Origin of the sequence: Paenibacillus sp. MABNR03, assembly GCF_050455445.1 — a bacterium.
Lineage (GTDB): Bacteria > Bacillota > Bacilli > Paenibacillales > Paenibacillaceae > Paenibacillus > Paenibacillus xylanilyticus.
The window spans coordinates 270,765-288,825 of sequence record NZ_JBCIYR010000004.1 but is presented as its reverse complement, the minus strand read 5'-3'; the positions used below and the strand labels follow the sequence as shown (position 1 = coordinate 288,825).

The 18,061-nt window shown below is 49.3% G+C and carries 17 protein-coding genes and 1 pseudogene; 5 read left to right on the top strand and 13 right to left on the bottom strand.

Annotation, left to right across the window (positions count from 1 at the left end):
- The first annotated feature begins 161 nt into the window (after positions 1-161).
- Positions 162-1,175, top strand: coding sequence for a substrate-binding domain-containing protein (locus tag AAIH57_RS21060; protein WP_175396874.1), 1,014 nt, complete (start codon positions 162-164; stop codon positions 1,173-1,175).
- 156 nt (positions 1,176-1,331) lie between these two features.
- Here AAIH57_RS21060 and AAIH57_RS21055 read toward each other — a convergent pair whose 3' ends face one another.
- Positions 1,332-2,759 (bottom strand): hypothetical protein, encoded by a 1,428-nt coding sequence (locus AAIH57_RS21055; protein WP_430022879.1) that lies wholly within the window; start codon positions 2,757-2,759, stop codon positions 1,332-1,334.
- Positions 2,760-3,043: 284 nt separating this feature from the next.
- Positions 3,044-3,559, bottom strand: coding sequence for a DUF2179 domain-containing protein (locus tag AAIH57_RS21050; protein ID WP_175396876.1), 516 nt, complete (start codon positions 3,557-3,559; stop codon positions 3,044-3,046).
- Between the two features lie 315 nt (positions 3,560-3,874).
- On the opposite strand from AAIH57_RS21050, the pseudogene AAIH57_RS21045 reads away from it, so the two are divergent.
- Positions 3,875-4,144 (top strand): annotated as a pseudogene (locus AAIH57_RS21045) (Glu/Leu/Phe/Val dehydrogenase dimerization domain-containing protein); the annotation flags it as partial.
- A 165-nt stretch (positions 4,145-4,309) separates the two neighbouring features.
- Positions 4,310-5,062, top strand: a complete 753-nt coding sequence (locus tag AAIH57_RS21040) for a Glu/Leu/Phe/Val dehydrogenase family protein (RefSeq protein WP_430023110.1) — start codon at positions 4,310-4,312, stop codon at positions 5,060-5,062.
- 210 nt (positions 5,063-5,272) lie between these two features.
- Here AAIH57_RS21040 and AAIH57_RS21035 read toward each other — a convergent pair whose 3' ends face one another.
- From AAIH57_RS21035 to AAIH57_RS20995, 9 genes are all read right to left on the bottom strand, one after another.
- Complete coding sequence (locus tag AAIH57_RS21035) at positions 5,273-6,931, bottom strand: hypothetical protein (RefSeq protein ID WP_430022878.1); 1,659 nt, start codon at positions 6,929-6,931, stop codon at positions 5,273-5,275.
- A gap of 1 nt (position 6,932) precedes the next feature.
- On the bottom strand, positions 6,933-7,718 hold the full coding sequence (locus tag AAIH57_RS21030) for an ABC transporter ATP-binding protein (RefSeq protein ID WP_175396878.1): 786 nt from the start codon (positions 7,716-7,718) through the stop codon (positions 6,933-6,935).
- Between the two features lie 235 nt (positions 7,719-7,953).
- Complete coding sequence (locus AAIH57_RS21025) at positions 7,954-8,583, bottom strand: PepSY domain-containing protein (RefSeq protein ID WP_430022877.1); 630 nt, start codon at positions 8,581-8,583, stop codon at positions 7,954-7,956.
- A gap of 135 nt (positions 8,584-8,718) precedes the next feature.
- The gene (locus AAIH57_RS21020) at positions 8,719-9,510 is read right to left on the bottom strand and encodes a PepSY domain-containing protein (RefSeq protein WP_175396880.1); all 792 of its coding nucleotides are present in this window, start codon (positions 9,508-9,510) and stop codon (positions 8,719-8,721) included.
- Between the two features lie 76 nt (positions 9,511-9,586).
- A complete protein-coding gene (locus tag AAIH57_RS21015) occupies positions 9,587-10,975 on the bottom strand; it encodes an ATP-binding protein (RefSeq protein ID WP_430022876.1) in 1,389 nt (462 codons plus the stop codon).
- On the bottom strand, positions 10,972-11,718 hold the full coding sequence (locus tag AAIH57_RS21010) for a response regulator transcription factor (RefSeq protein ID WP_430022875.1): 747 nt from the start codon (positions 11,716-11,718) through the stop codon (positions 10,972-10,974). The genes AAIH57_RS21015 and AAIH57_RS21010 overlap by 4 nt, the downstream gene beginning before the upstream one ends.
- A 49-nt stretch (positions 11,719-11,767) precedes the next feature.
- Positions 11,768-12,412, bottom strand: a complete 645-nt coding sequence (locus tag AAIH57_RS21005; protein ID WP_430022874.1) for an SDR family oxidoreductase — start codon at positions 12,410-12,412, stop codon at positions 11,768-11,770.
- Positions 12,413-12,721: 309 nt separating this feature from the next.
- Positions 12,722-13,903, bottom strand: coding sequence for an NAD(P)/FAD-dependent oxidoreductase (locus AAIH57_RS21000; protein ID WP_175396884.1), 1,182 nt, complete (start codon positions 13,901-13,903; stop codon positions 12,722-12,724).
- A gap of 23 nt (positions 13,904-13,926) precedes the next feature.
- Positions 13,927-14,367, bottom strand: coding sequence for a DUF1641 domain-containing protein (locus AAIH57_RS20995; RefSeq protein WP_175396885.1), 441 nt, complete (start codon positions 14,365-14,367; stop codon positions 13,927-13,929).
- 684 nt (positions 14,368-15,051) lie between these two features.
- Here AAIH57_RS20995 and AAIH57_RS20990 point away from each other — a divergent pair.
- The gene (locus AAIH57_RS20990) at positions 15,052-15,225 is read left to right on the top strand and encodes a CsbD family protein (RefSeq protein ID WP_175396886.1); all 174 of its coding nucleotides are present in this window, start codon (positions 15,052-15,054) and stop codon (positions 15,223-15,225) included.
- Positions 15,226-15,385: 160 nt separating this feature from the next.
- Here AAIH57_RS20990 and AAIH57_RS20985 read toward each other — a convergent pair whose 3' ends face one another.
- Positions 15,386-16,390, bottom strand: coding sequence for an NAD-dependent epimerase/dehydratase family protein (locus tag AAIH57_RS20985; protein ID WP_175396887.1), 1,005 nt, complete (start codon positions 16,388-16,390; stop codon positions 15,386-15,388).
- A 151-nt stretch (positions 16,391-16,541) separates the two neighbouring features.
- On the opposite strand from AAIH57_RS20985, the gene AAIH57_RS20980 reads away from it, so the two are divergent.
- On the top strand, positions 16,542-17,057 hold the full coding sequence (locus AAIH57_RS20980; protein ID WP_175396888.1) for a cupin domain-containing protein: 516 nt from the start codon (positions 16,542-16,544) through the stop codon (positions 17,055-17,057).
- Between the two features lie 132 nt (positions 17,058-17,189).
- Here the strand turns inward: AAIH57_RS20980 and AAIH57_RS20975 are convergent, their stop codons facing one another.
- Positions 17,190-17,846 carry a TVP38/TMEM64 family protein gene (locus tag AAIH57_RS20975; RefSeq protein WP_175396889.1) on the bottom strand — a complete coding sequence of 219 codons (657 nt, stop codon included), beginning with the start codon at positions 17,844-17,846 and terminating at the stop codon, positions 17,190-17,192.
- Positions 17,847-18,061: the final 215 nt, after the last annotated feature.

The window sequence follows — 18,061 nt, the reverse complement described above, 5'->3', positions numbered from 1 at the left end:
CCGTCTGCATGATTTGAGCCGGATTTTCTTTATTCCACGTTGGTAACGATGTATACTGATATGGATGGTTATTATGTTTAAGTAAACGCTAAGCATAATGACAACACATTGTACTTAAACCGGCTTGAAGGAGGCGACCAAAGCTGAAGAACAATATCACCATGCGGGATATCGCCGACAGGCTCGGGGTTAGCAGTGTGACGGTCTCGAAAGCATTAAATGACAAAGATGGCGTCAGTGGCGAACTGAAGGAAAAAATCAAAGTGCTTGCCGTTCAGATGGGTTATCGGTATAACGCCGCAGCCCGTTCGATGAAGGAAGGCTTGACTCATAATATCGGCGTTATTATTCCGGAACGTTTTACCGGACCTACACAATCGTTCTATGTACGTGTATTCCAGCGCATCACCAAGCACCTGGAGGATCAGGGATACTACGGTATTCTGCACATTCTGAATGTGGAGGACGAAGAGGAATTAACACTGCCCAAGCTGTACAGCGACTCCAAGGTAGACGGCTTCATCGTGCTCGGACAGATCAGCAAGGAATATATCGAATTGGTACAGTCCATGGATGTCCCCAAAATGTTCCTCGACTTTTATGACGAGCATTCCGAGATCGACTCCGTCGTTACGGATAACTTCTATGCCGCTTATGAGCTGACGAACTATCTCGTACAGCAGGGACACCGGAGCATCGCTTATGTCGGGAATCTGTATTCCACGAGCAGCATTCAGGACCGGTTCCTCGGTTACTACAAATCATTGCTCGAACACCGGCTGCCCATGAATCAGGATTTGGTTCTCAACGACCGTGATGAACGGGGAACCTTCATTGAGATTGATCTGCCGGAGCAGCTGCCGACCGCTTTTGTCTGCAACTGTGATCAGGTTGCTCATCTACTGGTGCAGAAACTCACCTCAATGGGCATTCAGGTACCGCTTCAATGCTCGGTCGTTGGTTTCGATAACGATATCTATGCCACTCTTTCCGATCCCAAGCTGACTACGGTTGAAGTGGATATTGAACAGATGGCGCGCACTGCCGTTCAATCCATGCTCAAAAAGATTGAGAATCCGCATCGCAGCTTCGGCCGTGTACACGTGAAGGGCAACATCATTTATCGGGATTCGGTAAGTGCTGCGCCTGCTCTCTCGGATGCCGCATCTAACTAAAAAGGAACTAAGACTTCTCATTCCACAAAAAGAGTGCTCCCGGCCAATACGGCTGCAGGAGCACTCTTTGCTTATGAAAAAGCGATGAAGTGGCCAGAGACCCCTTTTGATCACAGACACTCGCCACTCGGTTCAGTACCCAATTCTTGCTGCAGCCTAGTAACTCGTCTTCAGCCAGTTGTCTTTCGACCAAGTTAATTTGCCTGCACCTGCTCCGCTTGAACTGGTGAGACGTGCATTCAGCGTCGCTGGATCATCTGTAGTGTAGCTGTAAGGAAGTGAAGAGAATCCATTCCAGGAGAACGCTTTCACCGCAGCTGGAACCGGGCTGAGCGGACTGCCGGACGTATTACTGTTTCCACGGAATGAGCTTCCATCCAGAGAATACATCGTGTCAGTCACCTGGATTTTACCGGTATACGTTGCATCGGCTGGATCTGTCTGGTTATTGCGAACCGGGAACAGTATGTCTTTGATCACCGATTTTTCGACCAGCACTGCACCGCTTTCGGTGGAGATCGCTCCGTTACTGATGATATCAAAATGATATCCTTTGGACGAAATCGCCGTTGCCATCGCCGAGGTGATTCTGGATTTGGCCGCACGTGCCCCTGACGCATCCATCACGATATTGTAGGCGTGTGCATTCCCTCCGCGCAGACGCGGCATGCGATCCTGGATATCCTTGTACAGATTATGGTGCAGGGTCATGGACAGATTGGCGTTAGCTGACTCGAAGCTGGTTGAGCCAACCAGATGGCCTTTTTTCTGCGGTCCCGAAATGGCGATAATGTCCGCTTTGCTGAGGCCTACAGCGCTGCTGCGCAGGTAGTTGTACATTGGATAGGAAGCCTTATTTGCTTCCAACTCGTTGATCTGCTGGGTAACCCAGCTGTTCGCGCTGCCGTCATCCCCTTTGAAGAGAGACCAGGAAATGGTCACACCACTGGTTCCTTTCTTGGAATCGACAAGCCCGTCATAAGCTTTATTAAAGGTACAGTGATCTATCCATACGTTGCTGTTCTCTTCCAGGGTAATGTAATCCCAGTCGTTCTTGTCGTAATCGCCTTTGGTTGCTTCATCCCATTCCCATAACTCATCGAATTCAAGGTTACGAATGATGACGTTGGAACTGCGTTTGATGCTGATGGCTGCATGTTTGATCTTGGACCCGTTGGCCGAAAATATGGTCAGGCCATTAAAGCTGTCGATCGTCAGCTTGCTGATGCCCGTTTGTTTCAACACAGGGTGAGTCAGTGCATCATTATGCTTGGCAAAAGGAGATGTCTGAGCTGTGCTCGGTATTTCATTCCATCCCAGGTTGAGGTCGTTCATAATCTCGACGACTTTGACCCCGGAGTTCTTTTTCAGAGCCGCAGCCAGATCGGTTGCATTGTATACCTTCTTATACTTGGATGTATCCGATTCGCTGATGGTACCTCCACCCGTGTTCCCTTGGGAGAAACCTGTAAGATTGTAATCTGCATTGCCCGCTGCCTGTACACTTGCGGGTCCAGACAGTAGGGTAAAACCCAACGTCAGCGCCAGCGCTGCACTGCACCATGTACGAATTTTGCTTTTCATGAAACCATTCCTCCCTGAATTATAATGAGCATGTCCGTCCATCTCTGCCAGCGCATGTCATGAAGGACATGTCCACAATGTACATCTTGGAAGCGATTACAACAATAATCCCTATTTTACATTCGTGATAACCGTTGTCGGAGGTGCATGGAGTGTACTGTATGCAACCTCAAATCGTACGCAATTAACCTGAAAGGAACTCCAGGGACATGGAGAATTCGTAATGAAACCGATACACTGACCACAAAAAAAACAGGCCTGCAACATTGCAAGCCTGCCTTATCCTATTTTTTGATGGAGCGTGTCCAGAACCCGCCATGGAACTGCTTCGGCTCAACGGTGATAACAAATGCTTTCGGATCCAGTTCCAGAATGGTCTGGTAGAGCAATTTCTGATTTTTCCGTTTCGCAAGAATCTCCATGACCAAACGATCTCCGTCACGCCCACTGCCTACCCATGCCGTGACACCGTAACCTTTATCCCTTAGTGCATTGGCTACATTGCCACCCATCTGATTACAGATTACTTTAACGGTAACGTAACCAAGCGCAATTTTCTCTTCGATCCAGGCACCGAGCAATACACCCAGCCCGTAACCTACAGCATAAACGAGCAATGCGGAAGGCTGCTTCAAGTACTGGAGGACCAGATTCAACCCCAGTACATAGATCACGATCTCACCCATACTGATCAGCGCAGCGATGTATTTCTGCCCTTTCAGTGTCAGAATCATTCGAAGCGTATAAGCCGATACATACACAATCTGGATCAAAAAGATGAACAACAATATTTTAAACAACAGCAATCCCTCTTTCCTGGCTGCACACCGGTTGGACCCACTTTCCGTGCTCCGGTCCGTTTCCTGTACGTTTTTCTATATCTCCATCATTGGACCTTATACAGTCATTTTAAACGGTCGAATAAAAATCTCTGGGCAATTCCTGTCGAATGACAAGCTGGAACTGCCATTATAGAACCGTTTGTACCGATTATCAACCCGGCCGAAGACCCAGGGGCGAAACCAGGTTTTTATGAATATGATGAAGGGTCAGCAAACGGAGAGCAAACGCTCAGACAACAAGATGGGTACAAGGTGACATAAGGGGGAAGGGCCATGCTGCTATGGCAGGAGATGGAGCGTGAAGGCCTGGAAGAACTCGTATTTTGTCATGATCCATACAGCGGACTGAAAGCTGTCATTGCCATCCACAGCACCGTACTGGGGCCAGCGCTGGGAGGATGCCGCTGTTGGGCGTATGCGTCGGAGGAAGAAGCCGTTCGGGACGCGATTAAGCTGGCCAAGGGCATGACCTATAAAAATGCCGTTTCCAACCTGCCGTATGGCGGTGGAAAAGCCGTGGTCTGGGAGATGCCGGCGGCAGTGCGGGCCAATAACTTGGATAGCGGCAATCAAGACAGCCAAGACAGTAAGCGTGCTACTGATTCCACTGCAGACCCGAAGACAGTGAAACAAGTACCCGGAGTTGATCCGTCGGGCAGTAAGGTCATGAACCCGAATATCTCTCAACGCGCCGACATCTTCCGTGCTTTGGGACGATTTCTGGAACGGCTGAATGGACGCTATGTCACAGGCCTTGACCTGGGCACTACGGCGGCAGACATGGACCAGATCCGGATGGAGACCACATATGTAACAGATACCACCGGATCGCTGGGCGCTCAGAATGACTTCACAGCCGAGATGACCGCTTATGGGGTGTACACGGGCATTGTGACCTCTCTGCGTCACCAGGGTGTCCCTTCTCTTCAGGGCATTCCCGTTGCCGTCCAGGGACTGGGCAAGGTTGGGTATGCCCTGTGCCGTCACCTGCATGCAGCCGGGGCACGGCTCATTGTGGCAGACGTTGTACCGGAACGTGTACAACGTGCCCTTGTGCAGTTCAGCGGCGCCACCCCGGCCGATCCGGCCCATGTTCACGCCGCTGACTGCAAGGTTTTCGCCCCCTGTGCTCTGGGGGGCGTGTTGACCCCGGCAGCGGTGGAGGAGCTGCGCTGCTCCGTCGTTGCCGGGGCGGCGAACAACCAGCTCAGCCACCGGGAGCTGGTTGTTCGCCGCATGCAGGCGCGGGGCATCCTGTACGCGCCTGACTATGTGCTTAACGCAGGCGGCATCATCAGCACCGCTTACGAGCTCGAGGGTGCAGGTCCAGACCAGATCCGCCAGCGAGTGGCGGGAATCGCAGACACACTCACCCAGGTCTACCAAAGAGCTGCCACATCAAGCATCCCGACTGCTGATGCCGCAGACCAGATGGCTGAAGCCAGACTCGCACAGCCATAAGTTGAATTTAACTTCCCCTTTGCGAGTGCTGGAAGCTACTTTTCACCTTTGTCCCGGCGTGAAGAAGAACGAACCGTATGAAGAACACGAGCGATAAATAATGTTCACCTATAAAAAGCCAACCTGTTTGAGGTAAACAAGGTTGGCCTTCTATCTTATTCTAGCTTGCTGTGTGTGTTGTTTGTTTTCCTTCTATATTTCTTCTTTCCTTCAGACCTGTACTTCTTGTACCCGCTTGACCCGAAATAACATGGTCCAGAGCAAAACATTCGCCACAATCAGAAGCCCCCCGAAGATCCAAACGCCTCCAGGAAGCGTACGGAAGAAAACATGTATCCCCCATAATAAGGCAAGCACCGGGAAGGCGGCAAAAACGAACCAGCCATCACTTTGCTGGGCAATGCTAAAGGATAGGGAGAACGGCGGTTTACGCAATAAAAGTTTGCCTGTTATCGGAATCAGGGCAGTAGCCACCAGCAGAATCACAGCCAGATCAGGCAGAATCCGCAGCCCAAATGTCCAGGCAAACACGAGGGCATTCAGCAGAAACACGGGCAAAAACATATTGCATAAAAATGCCTTCAAGGCACCTTTATATAGTACATTCTCATTTGCAATTGGCGCCGCCCGGAACGTCCAGAACGCCTTGTATTGGCCTGAATACTTAAGCATAATGACTACCGATACAACCAGGATCAGCATGATATACAGCGTGTAAAAAAATGAGCTTTCTTTCAGCTCCGCCCACGAGGATGACTGCAATTCGGTGAACCAGAACACATAAGGCAAAACAAAGGATAAGCCAATGGATGGATACACCTTAAGCTTGAATTCCCGTTCATTCCGCATCATACTCGCTGACAACCGGAAGCAGGCCTGCTCCTCCCCCGACCTACAGAACACCTTGGCGAGTGTACGATCCCACAACCCTTTTCTTCGTCCTGAAGTGGAGCCTGAATAGGTCATTTTCTCCAAATACAATTCAAAGGACGGCATTAGCTTCACATATACGCCCAGACAGACAATGGGAACTACAACAGCCAGAGCGCTGAAGGTATACAGCCACGCATCTCCGCCACCGCCGAACAGCCATTCATACACAGCCGCATACCACATAGGAGGGAGCAGCAGCTGCCACCAGGCAGGTGTGAAGACCATGTCAAAATTAATGATACTGAACGAGCGTGCAACCAGTTGGTATCCAACAGCAATTCCAACGGATAACAGAATCTGTACCATATTGATCATGTCTTTCAGCTTTTCTCCATCGAGAAATTTCATCATGAACAGGTAGACCAGGGATGTGGTCACCAGAATGAACATATTGATCAGAATGAGTTCTACGATAAAAATCAGAAAAAAAACGATGCCGTGTGTAATCAATCCCGCAATTAGCGGTGCAGCCGACAGGGAACCTGTTAACAGCAGCAAATAGATCCCGGCGTGAATGGCACGAGCCATACCAACGGTGCGTCCATTCACCGGTTTGGTCATAATAATATTTCGATCACGGATGTCCAGCAGCACGGACGAAAAGTCCGAAATCATGGACGTCATGATGATAAACATCAGCACTGCGGTGACCAGACTCATCTGGAGCATATAGTGACCGGTATCCCAGACGATAAAAGGCACCAGAATTAAACCCATCAGTCCGTACAACCACAGGGAGCGAAGATACAGGTTTCCTTCTTTTTGCTCCTTGTTACCGCTGCGTGCAGACAATACAGTCGGTACCCTGCGCTGATCCATTTGGAATTTTACCCGCAAAATAAGCCGCAGCACATCATAATCTGCCCCTGTCCTGGCAATGACATGTCGGAAACGGTCCAGAATCTTCAGCGTACGGAATTCGGAGGATTCCGCCATATCAGTACACCTCCTGCACAATCGACACAAAGCGTTCAGCAATCGCCTTATGCTCATTAAAACCTGTCAATTGGTTGAACACTTCTTCGAGCGTGCCTTCCATGGACTGCTGCTGCAGCTGCTTAAACGATCCATCAGCCAATACCCTGCCTTCCGCGATCAGGATGATTCGGCTGCTGATCTTCTCGACCACGTCCATGATGTGTGAGGAATAGAAGATGGTTGTACCTTTAGCGGACAGCTGTGACAAAATCTCCTTGACCACCATCACACTGTTGGCATCCAGTCCGCTGAGCGGTTCATCCAGAAACAACAAATCCGGGTCATGCAGCAATGCGGAGACGAGCAATACCTTTTGGCGCATCCCCTTCGAGAAGGTTGCAATTCGGGAGTGATAGGATTTTTCGAGTCCAAAACAATCCATCAGCTGCTTGGCCTTGTAATCGGCATCGTCGTAGGACAGGCCATATAATTCTCCAATGAATGTCAGATATTCTGCAGGCGTTAGTTGTTCATACAGCTCTGCCACTTCCGGTACATAACCGATTCTGCGTTTATATTCCACATCGCCATCTGCAATATCCTTGCCAAAGATGTGAACCTTGCCTACATATCCTTCAACCAGCCCAAGCAGGATCTTGACGGTGGTACTTTTGCCGGCTCCATTCGGACCGATATACCCGATCATCTCTCCCCGATTCACCTCAAGATCGATTCCGTTCAGGACATAGCGTCCGTTATATCGCATACGCAAGCCTTCAATGGACAGTACTTGTTCTTCGCTCACTTCGTTATCCCGCCTCCTGTCACAATCTATTTCTATAATTCTACTAGTTTACCACAGTTTAGGCGGTGCCCGAATATGTAATTTGTGTACCAGACAGCAGAAAAAACAGCAAAAAGACGCTTCATGGGAAGCGCCTCTACCGTGTGCATGCTCTGATTCTAGATTGTACCCTCTTATGGTATAGGAGCATGCCTACTTATATTTGTTCAAACGTGTGTTTATCCAGCTTTATTACTTAATCCTCATCATCAAAATCCTGGTCAAAGGACAGCACTTTACCTGTATTGGCATCCACGTCCACGTCAGCCTCGCCATCCGCGGTTCTGATCTCGATCTCATACACATACCGGCCGTCATCATGGTCAAGCTCAATTTCGGTTACTTTCCCACCAGTCACTTGTTTCAGGGCAATGGCAGAAGCTTGTGCTTCTGTCAGTTTAACCTGTTTCGCAGCAGATTGGCTGGAAGAAGGGGCCTTGGCAGAGCCATTGTAATTATAATCATCGTCATCATCGTCTTCATCATCCACAACCGCCAGGATCTTGCCTGTGTATGCATCCAGACGAACCACGACATCATTGCTTCCTTTTCTGTCGATCTCGACCTCGTAGTAGGTTTGGCCGTTTCTGCGTTCCAGATCGATGTCATCCACTTTACCTTCCGCTGCTTTCAGGGCTGCCGCTTTTGCTTGTGCTCCAGTCAGCAATTTGCCTGTGCTGCTCTGCGTGACGGACTGCGAAGTCGATGTTGACGTAGTTTCCACCGATTGTCCGTTTACACTGCCGCTTGCTGCTACCGCTGATCCTCCAAGAAGCACCGCTGCCGAAAGGCTGCCAATCCATAGTTTGTGTTTGTTCATCATCATTATTCATCTCCTCGTTGTTTTTCTCGTTCTCGTCTACAGGTATAGAATAACCCCTGCGGATGAGAGATCAGCGAGAGTCAGATTAGAATTTGATGAGAAAATGCGTAGAACATTCACATTATTCTATTTTTCCGTTTAATCTTCTTCGTCCTCATCCCAGGTCACGGACCGGATTGCGCCCGAGATCGCGTTCACCTGCACGATGGCCTCTCGGCCATCCTCCAGATCAATCTCCACCAGATAATACGGATTTCCACTATTCGTTCCACGAAGTTCGGTGTCATCCACTTCCCCAGGCACCCTGGCAAGCGCCTTTTGCTCAGCTTCCTTTTCGCTTAGAAACCGGGGCGGATCGTCCTCTTTTGCCGGTTCCGAGGCGGGTGTGTCCAACGTTTTGGAAGATTGCTTCTCCCCGTTATATGGATCAACCGTCCATTGCTCACGGCTGTTGTCTTTCATTTTCAGAACAGCCAGATACACCGGGCTCCCCTGCTGCTCCACCAGCTCCAGTGAGACCAGCTGCTCATTTGTTTGCTTGAGCAGCTCTGTCTTGATTTGCTCCCGGCTGAGCAATGTTTTTTCTTCCGCTTGCGGATTGGATTCCAGTCGTTTAATGGCACTGACTGTAGCCGTTTCAGCATCCAGTTGTACATCGTACAGCCCCGTTTCGGAACGGAGCTGCATGATATATGTGCCATCCTTCAATGTGGAATTCACAATTTCTCCGGGGTATTGCTCCAAAACTGCTTGCGCGGCTGCATCTGCACTCAGCATAACATGGCCTGACTGCCATGGTTTCCACCAGCCAACGATGATCACAAGCAGTACAGCCACAAGACCTGCTCCCCACCATAATGGACGCCGTGAACTCCTTTTGGACTTCTGCTGTTCTCGTTTCATTTCCGGTGGCATCTGTGATTTTTCCAATCGGGCTCCTCCTTTCACACGTTCATCTACTCCCGAAATACTCTTGCCATCAGTATATAAGAGAAGAATGAGAATTTCATGAGAATGGAGCGGTATGAACGGATAATGGCAAAATAATCGAAGCCTCGGTTCCGATCCCCTCGGTGCTGGTCAGTTCAACACGTGCCCCTATAGCCCCCGCGATGTCCTTCGCCAGAGACAATCCCAAGCCGGAACCACTTGCTCCTCCGCTGCGTGTCCTAGCCGGATCAACACGGTAGAAACGATCAAAGACTTTCGACAGCTCTTCCTCCCGCATTCCGATCCCTGAATCCACAATGCGTATCCGGCATTCCTGCCCTATGGATTCTAGTCTGACCTCAATGGCAGCTTCACTATATTTACGGGCATTGTCCAGCAAAATAAACAGCATCTGCTTCAGCTTACTCTCATCGCTGATCGCCCATATACTGCCCGGATCATCACAATAAACCTCACGGTGGTATGCTTCGCGAAACGCACGAGTCGATTCCTGGGCAAGCCGTGTGATATCTACCCGTTCCAGCTGCACATTCCACTGCTCTGGCTGCTTCGCCAGCAGGAGCAGCTGTTCCGTCATCTCCCGCATGCGGACCGATTCGGACAATATTGCTTCTACGGCTTCATCAAACACCTCCGGCCGCTCCTTGCCTCGTCGCTGCAGCAGACTGGCATAACTTTCGATGATGGTCAGCGGTGTTTTAAGCTCGTGTGAGGCATCTGATACAAAACGCTCCTGGCGCTCGAAGTTGGATTCCAGCAAATCCATCATGCGGTTGAACGTCTGACCCATCGTACTCAGCTCATCCTTGGACTGGGCTGCTAGCGGAAGCCGCTTGAACTGACCGCTTGACTGGATATCACTCATCGTACGTGTCATTTGCTGAATGGGCCTTGTCATCCGGTTGGCCAGAATCCAGCTGGAGATAATGGCAGGGATTAGCGCGATGATCGTCACGGCAACAAGGACTGTACGCAGCACCGATAAGCCATTCTCGGTATCTGCAATACTTTCGGTGACTTGCACATTCACCACTTCACCGTCAGGCCAGATCACCGGCACGGATACCCATACATAATCGACCTGTCCAACCCGGTTATATTCCGATTTCTTCTGACTCTCATACTTGTATGGCAGCTTGCTCAGCGTCACGTTCAACTGAGGTTCTGCTGCGGTCGTTACCGGATCAGAGCTGGTGCCGTCCTCATTGACAATACGGAGCATTCCTTCCACTGGTGCATAGGCACGCAGCAGGTCGTCCGGTGGAATGGATTCGGCAGAATCGCGTACTCCCGTTACAATGGCAGCAGCCTCAGCTTCCACCCGTTTGATCTCGTTATCCAGCGAGATACGTTCGAACACGATGTATACCGAGAGGTTCACAGCAATGAGCAGCACGGCAAACAATACCGAGGAGTATCCGTAGATTTTGCTGCGCAGGCTCATGATTGCTCCTTCAGGACGTATCCCACACCCCGAACCGTATGTATTAAGGGTGGATTGAATCCGTTATCTACTTTTTTGCGCACATAACGGATATACACATCCACCACATTGGTATCTCCATAATAATCGTAACCCCAAACCGCCTGTACAATCTGGTCACGACTTAATACTTGACGCTGATTTTGAAGCAGATAGACCAGCAGATCAAACTCACGCGGAGTAAGCTCAATCGGTGTACCATCTCGTGATACCTCACGAGTACCCTCATTCAATTTTAATCCAGCGGCCGTTAGCCAGCCTTTTTCGTCTTCATTCGCATGGCCTGATGATTCGTGCGTGGCATGCGGTGAAACCCCGGATAAAGAAGCCGCGGCGGCAGCACTCAACCTTAGCGCTGCTCGCACCCTGGCAAGCAGTTCTTCAATTCGGAAGGGCTTGGTAATGTAGTCGTTGGCACCGAGGTCGAGTCCGGATACCTTGTCCTCGACAGAATCCTTCGCTGTCAGCATCAGGATGGGTACCATGGCATCCTTGGCACGAATTCGCCGTAATACCTCAATTCCGCTCAAACCTGGAAGCATAATATCCAACAAAATCAGATCCCACTGGCCATCATTGTACATTTCCAGCCCTTCCGTGCCACTCTCCGCCTTGCCTACCTGATATCCCTCATACTGCAACTCAAGCTCAAGCAGGCGTGCGATTTTGGGCTCATCTTCAATTACCAGCACGGCTTCATTCATACAGCGTTCCCCCTCATTCCATTCTCCCCCGGATATATTACAATAGAGTCTACAATTTGCCCAATGCATCCTCCACGAAGTCATCCCCGGCAATCAAATCAAAAGCCATTCGATACGTCTTCTCTTCCTGCAAGGAGGCAGCGATAACGCGAGCTACATCCTCACGTGAGATGCTGCCTGGTTTCAAATCTGTTCCTACGGCGATTTTGCCTGTTCCCGGTTCGTTTTTCAAGCCGCCTGGACGAATAATCGTATAATTCAGCTCGCTCGCAAACAAAGCACGATCTGCATAATGCTTCGCCACATAATACGGCTTAATGGCATCCGACCATTTCTCCCGCCGATCCGCACCAAACGCACTGACCAGAATGTATCTGGAAATGCCCTGCTGCTGTGCGGCCTCCATTGTTTTTACAGCGCCGTCGAGGTCAATTAGAAGTGTCTTATCTGCACCTGTAGAGCCACCGGAACCTGCTGTAAATACAACTGCATTATGATCTTTCATTGCCTCGGCCAGCTCGTCCACACTGCCCTCCAGATCGCCGATGACCACATTTGCACCCCGCTCTTTCAATGCATCCGCCTGTTCCGGTTTGCGAATCATCGCCGTCACCTGATGCTTGCCTTCCCGAGCCAGCTGTTCCACTAAAACTTTGCCAATTTGTCCGTTTGCTCCAATAACCAATACTTTCATTGTCATGCTCCTCTCGGTTAAACGGGGCATCCCCGTTTGATTTAAATTCTGTCCTGGACTTGTCTTTAATTTAAACGAAAGCCGACGCTTCTAAGCGCCGGCTGCTGTTGTCCAATCCGTCCAGCGCATCGCCCGCGCAAGAACATTCAATTAATATACTTCTTAATATACCATACATCCTGTACTGTCTATACCTGCCTGTTAACTCCGCTTCCGCTGGCATTCATCTCGGCACCCCTGCCTTGAAGCAGAAGCAAGAAACGCAAAAAGGGCGCCCCAAGGGGCACCCTCATATGGATGGCTACTAAATTAGTAAGCCAGTGCAAACAATCCGTGGATGTGAGACAGGTAACGAATGTTACTTGCTTCTTTCATCATGGTTGCTGGCAGACCTTTCAGACGAGTCTGGTTGCCACCGATCATGCCGACAGCATCCTTACGACCCAGACTTCCCAGTGTACCGGAGAATACTGGTGTGAAGGATTCCATTGCGCCACCTTTGAACATTACGCCCAGGTTGTGACCGATGGTTTCACCCATTTGCCAAGCCAGTTGTGCAGTTGGTGGGTACGGACGAGCGCCTTCGCTAGGGAAGACCACTGCGCTGTCACCAGCAACGAACACATCTTTGTGGGATGTGGATTGCAGAACTTCCGTCACTTTTGCACGGCCGCGATCCACTTCAATTCCACTGTTAGCAACTACCGCATTACCTTGTACGCCACCTGTCCATACGAGTGTGTTCGTAGGGATCGAGCTGCCGTCTTTCAGCAATACTTCGTTTTCTTTCATCTCCGTGATCGCTACGCCAACGATGAAGTTAACGCCACGTTTCTCGAGACTGGATTTTGCACGGTCAACCAGTTCTGGCGGGAATCCTGCCAGGATGGAAGGACCTGCTTCAACTGTGTACAGGGAGATATCTTTGAAATCGATACCTTTTTCTTGGCATACGCCTGGAAGAAGGTCTGCGAATTCGCCGACAAGCTCAATACCTGTCAAACCGCCGCCGCCAATAACAAACGTTGCGTCTGCTTTGTTGCCGGATTGTTTGTATGCATCCAGACGTGCTTCAACGTGTGCACGAATACGGTTAGCATCACTAACGGATTTCAGCGTGAAGCTGTACTCCTGCAATCCCGGAATTCCGAAGAATGCCGTTTCGCTGCCCAGGGCAACGACGAGTGCATCATAAGAGTAAGTGGAGCCGCTGGTCATCAGAACTTTTTTCTCGTCCGGCTTGATTGTGTCCACCGTATCGATTTTCAAGTTCACGTTTTTACCACGCAGCAATTTTTCAAGTGGAAGAGCAACTGCCTTCTCAGCAATGCTTCCTGCTGCAAGACGGTGCAGTTCCGTAATAATTTGGTGCGTAGGGTAACGGTTCACGACTGTAATTGTCGCTTCTTCCGGTGTCAGGTATTGACGCGCAGTCAGCGCAGTCAAAAGACCACCGTAACCTCCGCCCAAGATCAAAATTTGCTTCGACATATCCATCCTCCGTTCTTCTAATCTTAACGTTGCTGTTGTTGACGCTCGTTCAGGATGCTCAGGAAAGATTGAGCAAAACGCAGCGTTTGTTGTACGTTTGGATCTTTAAGCATTTTGAGCATAGCGAACAGGCCAACCGAAGTTTGCTCTGCTTGCGCACGGTCATTGGCTTCAATTGCAGCGGAAGCTACACCTTTAGCTTTGTCTACAACTGGTTTAGCGAATTCACCCATTGCACTCATTGTGTCGCTGATCAGAACTTTGTCTGTAGCAACGCTTTGTGCAAAGTCATATGCTTTGGTCATGGCAGTGACCATTTCAGCCAGTTTAGGCAGGTTTTCCACCAGAACGGTCAGAGATTCCTGTACCTCAGGCTTCATCAGTTGATCGAGCACGTCCAAGGACTGGCGCTCGTTGGCACCTTCTGTAACTGGCACCTCTTGTTGAGTAGGCGATTGTGACATAAGAGAAAGTCCTCCTTTACTTTGGGATAGAAGTCCGCGACTTTCATGATGCCTGTCAAGCAGAGCCGAACCACGAATACAAGCGATACAATGAAATGTACCAAATTTCACACAATAGAAAGAGCGAAGTCCAAAAGGCCGCTCCCGGATCATGTATTGTATTGGGTCTATTGCGGACAACATGTGTTGACGCAAAACGACAAGCAGGCCGAAACCGAACTCTATACCCTTATATTACACCTCTTACACATGAACATGAAAAAGAAATTTTTTACACTTGTGAAGATATTGTGAACATTGTAACAAAATCGATCTTTTTGTCAAGCATCGCTGTCAGGATGTAACCGCTTATCCTTCTGACCAAGATCTTCATTTCTACCACATGTGGTATTAAGACAAGATCACATATGCCCATATGTGCGAAAAAATACATATGGGAGGATTTTTTCAGTCATACATTTAGGGATTGTTTTCCAAAATCATGAGTTTCACGCAACGAATTTGGTCACTGTCGTTATTATGCGGCTAGTGATGCAGGCTTATTCCCTATTCCGCTCATTTCTTCCCGATGTGTATGTTTACCTTCATTCAGGCCCATATCCTATCGGTTTTGGCTGCGTTACGTTTAGAATTCCGGGAACCCGGTTAATAACGACTACACCAGAAATGAAGGAGATGTTCGATATGAGTAATTCCACTAGCGATAAGCTCAAAGCAGGCGTGAATAAAGCCAAAGGCGAAGTGAAGGATCAGATCGGTAACGCAACTAATAACAGATCCCTTCAGGCTGAGGGCAAAAAGGACAAAGCCAAAGGTGCTGTTCAAGACAAAATTGCTGATGTGAAAGATCGACACTAGTACCAAGGTTCAAGATGCTTCGCACGTTCAAATCGTGCAATATATAACAGAGTATATCCACCCGTAGACTTACCGCATGAGCTTGCTGTCATACGGGGGCACAAAAAAGCCAAGGAAGGTGTTATTCCAATCACCCTTCCCTGGCTTTTTTTGGCTCGCATCAGACAGTCGGCACCATATACCTCGCCATATCAACAATGAAATCATGGCTTCCTCGTGACGTTTGATAATGCCTGCTGAACTGACGCACCCAATCCGGATGTTCCTGATACCATCGGTATGTTTTTTCCAAACCCTGCTCCAACGTAACCTGCGGTCTCCATCCCAATTCTTCTCTTAATTTGCCCGAATGAATCACTAAACTGGAACCTCTGGATTGTGTCGGCTCCTGATGACGGATCTCTACAGCTCCCGTTGTCGAGCGCTGCAGGGATTGCAGCAGCTGGCCGATCTCCTGCATCGTTGTACCTTGACCTGTGGAGATGTTATAGGTATGTCGATCTTGTCCATGCAGCATGATCTGTTCGATGGCTTTTAGTGCATCATCAATATACAGAAAGTCACGTACAGCCGATCCCTGGATATCCAGACGCAAGCCATCCATCATCCGTCCATAATTGCGTGGAATAATCCGGTCAGGCAGCTGCCATGGACCATAAAGGTTGGTCAGGCGAAAAATTTTAACAGGAAGGTTGTAACATTGGGCATAGGAATGAGCCAGCGTCTCACAGGCTACTTTGGATGCAGAATAGGGCGATACCGGGGCATACACATCTGATTCGGAGTAAACTCTGCCAAACTCCCCTCCGTATACCTCTACCGAGGAGGCCAGTACAACTGGAATACGATGATCGGCAGCATATTGCAAAATGGCCTGCGTGCTCAGTGTGTTGTTACGAAACACTTCTCCTGGATGATGGTAGGAATAATCGACATGCGGCATGGCGGCCAGGTGGATAATATAATCTGTTCCGTGCGGCAAGCTGAATTGATCTGACGCGAGGTTACAACAGGTGAAGGTCATCTCATGCAGTGGAGAGCTGTGAACAAGTCTTTGACAATAGTCATCCCTGTCAATCAGGGTAATGCGATGTCCTTTTTGCGCCAAATAATGAGAAAGATTGAATCCCACAAATCCGGAAGCCCCCGTAATGACAATGTTCACTAAACCATTCCTCCTTGAATTTACTCAGGCGGGCTCATGAGTTGAGCGTATGTACAAAGTATACCCTTAATACGATACGTTTTGTATCATTTTCCAATCATTTTTTTATTCTCTTTCTCCTGAACGGGTAATGTATAGAGAGGTGATTATAATGAATGAACGAAAAGAGAACATAGAGACGTTATTTTTTAAGGATGATGGTGTGATTCCCAATCACCCAAACCTGCCAGTTCTCCTGTATAAGGGGATATGGGCAAAAGACCCGTCCCGAGCAGAGTCACGGCTGAACCGAAATGGTTGGGGAAACAGCTGGCTTAATGGTGTGTTTGATTATCATCATTATCACAGTAATGCACATGAAGCACTTGCTGTGGTAAGCGGTTTCGTGCAGCTTGTTTTGGGTGGGGAGAAAGGACAGCGAGTCTATTTGCAAACGGGAGACGTTGTTGTGCTTCCTGCAGGAACCGGACATAAACGGCTGGAGGCCAGCCCTGATTTCCGAATTGCGGGCGCCTATCCTGGTGGCACGGACTACAATACACGTACAGGTGAACCTGGTGAACGGCCAGAGGTACTTCGGGAAATTCGGGATGTGCCGATTCCTGGTACCGATCCGGTCTATGGGAATGAGGGGCCTTTGTTGGAATTGTGGAACAAGAGAAAATAAGAGGTAAAGTCGTTCAAAAAGAAAAACAGACTGTTAACGAGACATATCTATATCCTCGATGACAGTCTGTTTAGATTATGCGCGTAACCGGATGCCGTAGAACCGCAACGTTTGTTTTGCTGCCCTTCATTTTCAGGAAGAGATGGAGTTTCCCGAAGGCTGATTGGAATCGTTCAGTTCCTCCTGTGCCGATGAACGGGTAAAGTGTCTCTCCAGCTTCCGACTGGCCCACAGGGATACCGCGATAAACAGCAATACGCCTCCCCATCGTACCGGGTGCTCCAGGAATTGTGCCACATTGGAGCCAATATACGTTACACAGAAAATCATGATGGCTTTGCCGAAACCTACTGCCACCAGGAAAGACATCAGTCTCATCCGGGCTATGCCTGCTGCCACATTAATAATGACGAACGGACCAACCGGAAAGATGCTCAGCAAAAATACATAACTGAAGGCATTCCGCCGAATCCATACCATGCTCCGCTGAACACGAGGTTTGCTCGCCCATCGCTCCACAAAGGCTGATTTTCCAATCTCTCGCACCAGCAGGAATGTCAGGGTGCAGCCCAGCACCATTCCAATCCACGAGTATAAAAATCCTGCCCACAGTCCGTACACCGCACCGTTAACTCCCACGATCAGCAGGGTCGGCAGCGGAGGTATGAAGGACTTCATGAACGTAAGCAATATCCCCGGCAGCGGCCCCAGGGAACGAAACTGCTCCAGCCAATATCGAATATTCTCTTCCGTAATATAGGACATTATGTCCAGAGGTACCGGGGTCATGTGCATCCTCCAATCTTTTCAGTCTTAATCCGTATCTATCGTAAATCTATCAGCACTCAGACCATCCGAGTACGGTTCATCTTCTTCTCACAGTATAACGTACGAATCCCCTGCAGACCGTTGTTAATTTGAAGAAATATTCACAGTTGAGACCAAAACACCAAGAGCACATCCTGACCTGTACAGTCGTGATGTGCTCTCTTTATTCAATATCC

Coding starts and splice junctions, on each gene's coding strand:
- AAIH57_RS21060 (WP_175396874.1), top strand. CDS start 162: ATGCGGGATATCGCCGACAGGCTCGGGGTTAGCAGTGTGACGGTCTCG.
- AAIH57_RS21055 (WP_430022879.1), bottom strand. CDS start 2,759: ATGAAAAGCAAAATTCGTACATGGTGCAGTGCAGCGCTGGCGCTGACG.
- AAIH57_RS21035 (WP_430022878.1), bottom strand. CDS start 6,931: ATGGCGGAATCCTCCGAATTCCGTACGCTGAAGATTCTGGACCGTTTC.
- AAIH57_RS21025 (WP_430022877.1), bottom strand. CDS start 8,583: ATGATGATGAACAAACACAAACTATGGATTGGCAGCCTTTCGGCAGCG.
- AAIH57_RS21015 (WP_430022876.1), bottom strand. CDS start 10,975: ATGAGCCTGCGCAGCAAAATCTACGGATACTCCTCGGTATTGTTTGCC.
- AAIH57_RS21010 (WP_430022875.1), bottom strand. CDS start 11,718: ATGAATGAAGCCGTGCTGGTAATTGAAGATGAGCCCAAAATCGCACGC.
- AAIH57_RS21005 (WP_430022874.1), bottom strand. CDS start 12,412: ATGAAAGTATTGGTTATTGGAGCAAACGGACAAATTGGCAAAGTTTTA.
- AAIH57_RS21000 (WP_175396884.1), bottom strand. CDS start 13,903: ATGTCGAAGCAAATTTTGATCTTGGGCGGAGGTTACGGTGGTCTTTTG.
- AAIH57_RS20995 (WP_175396885.1), bottom strand. CDS start 14,367: ATGTCACAATCGCCTACTCAACAAGAGGTGCCAGTTACAGAAGGTGCC.
- AAIH57_RS20990 (WP_175396886.1), top strand. CDS start 15,052: ATGAGTAATTCCACTAGCGATAAGCTCAAAGCAGGCGTGAATAAAGCC.
- AAIH57_RS20980 (WP_175396888.1), top strand. CDS start 16,542: ATGAATGAACGAAAAGAGAACATAGAGACGTTATTTTTTAAGGATGAT.
- AAIH57_RS20975 (WP_175396889.1), bottom strand. CDS start 17,846: ATGACCCCGGTACCTCTGGACATAATGTCCTATATTACGGAAGAGAAT.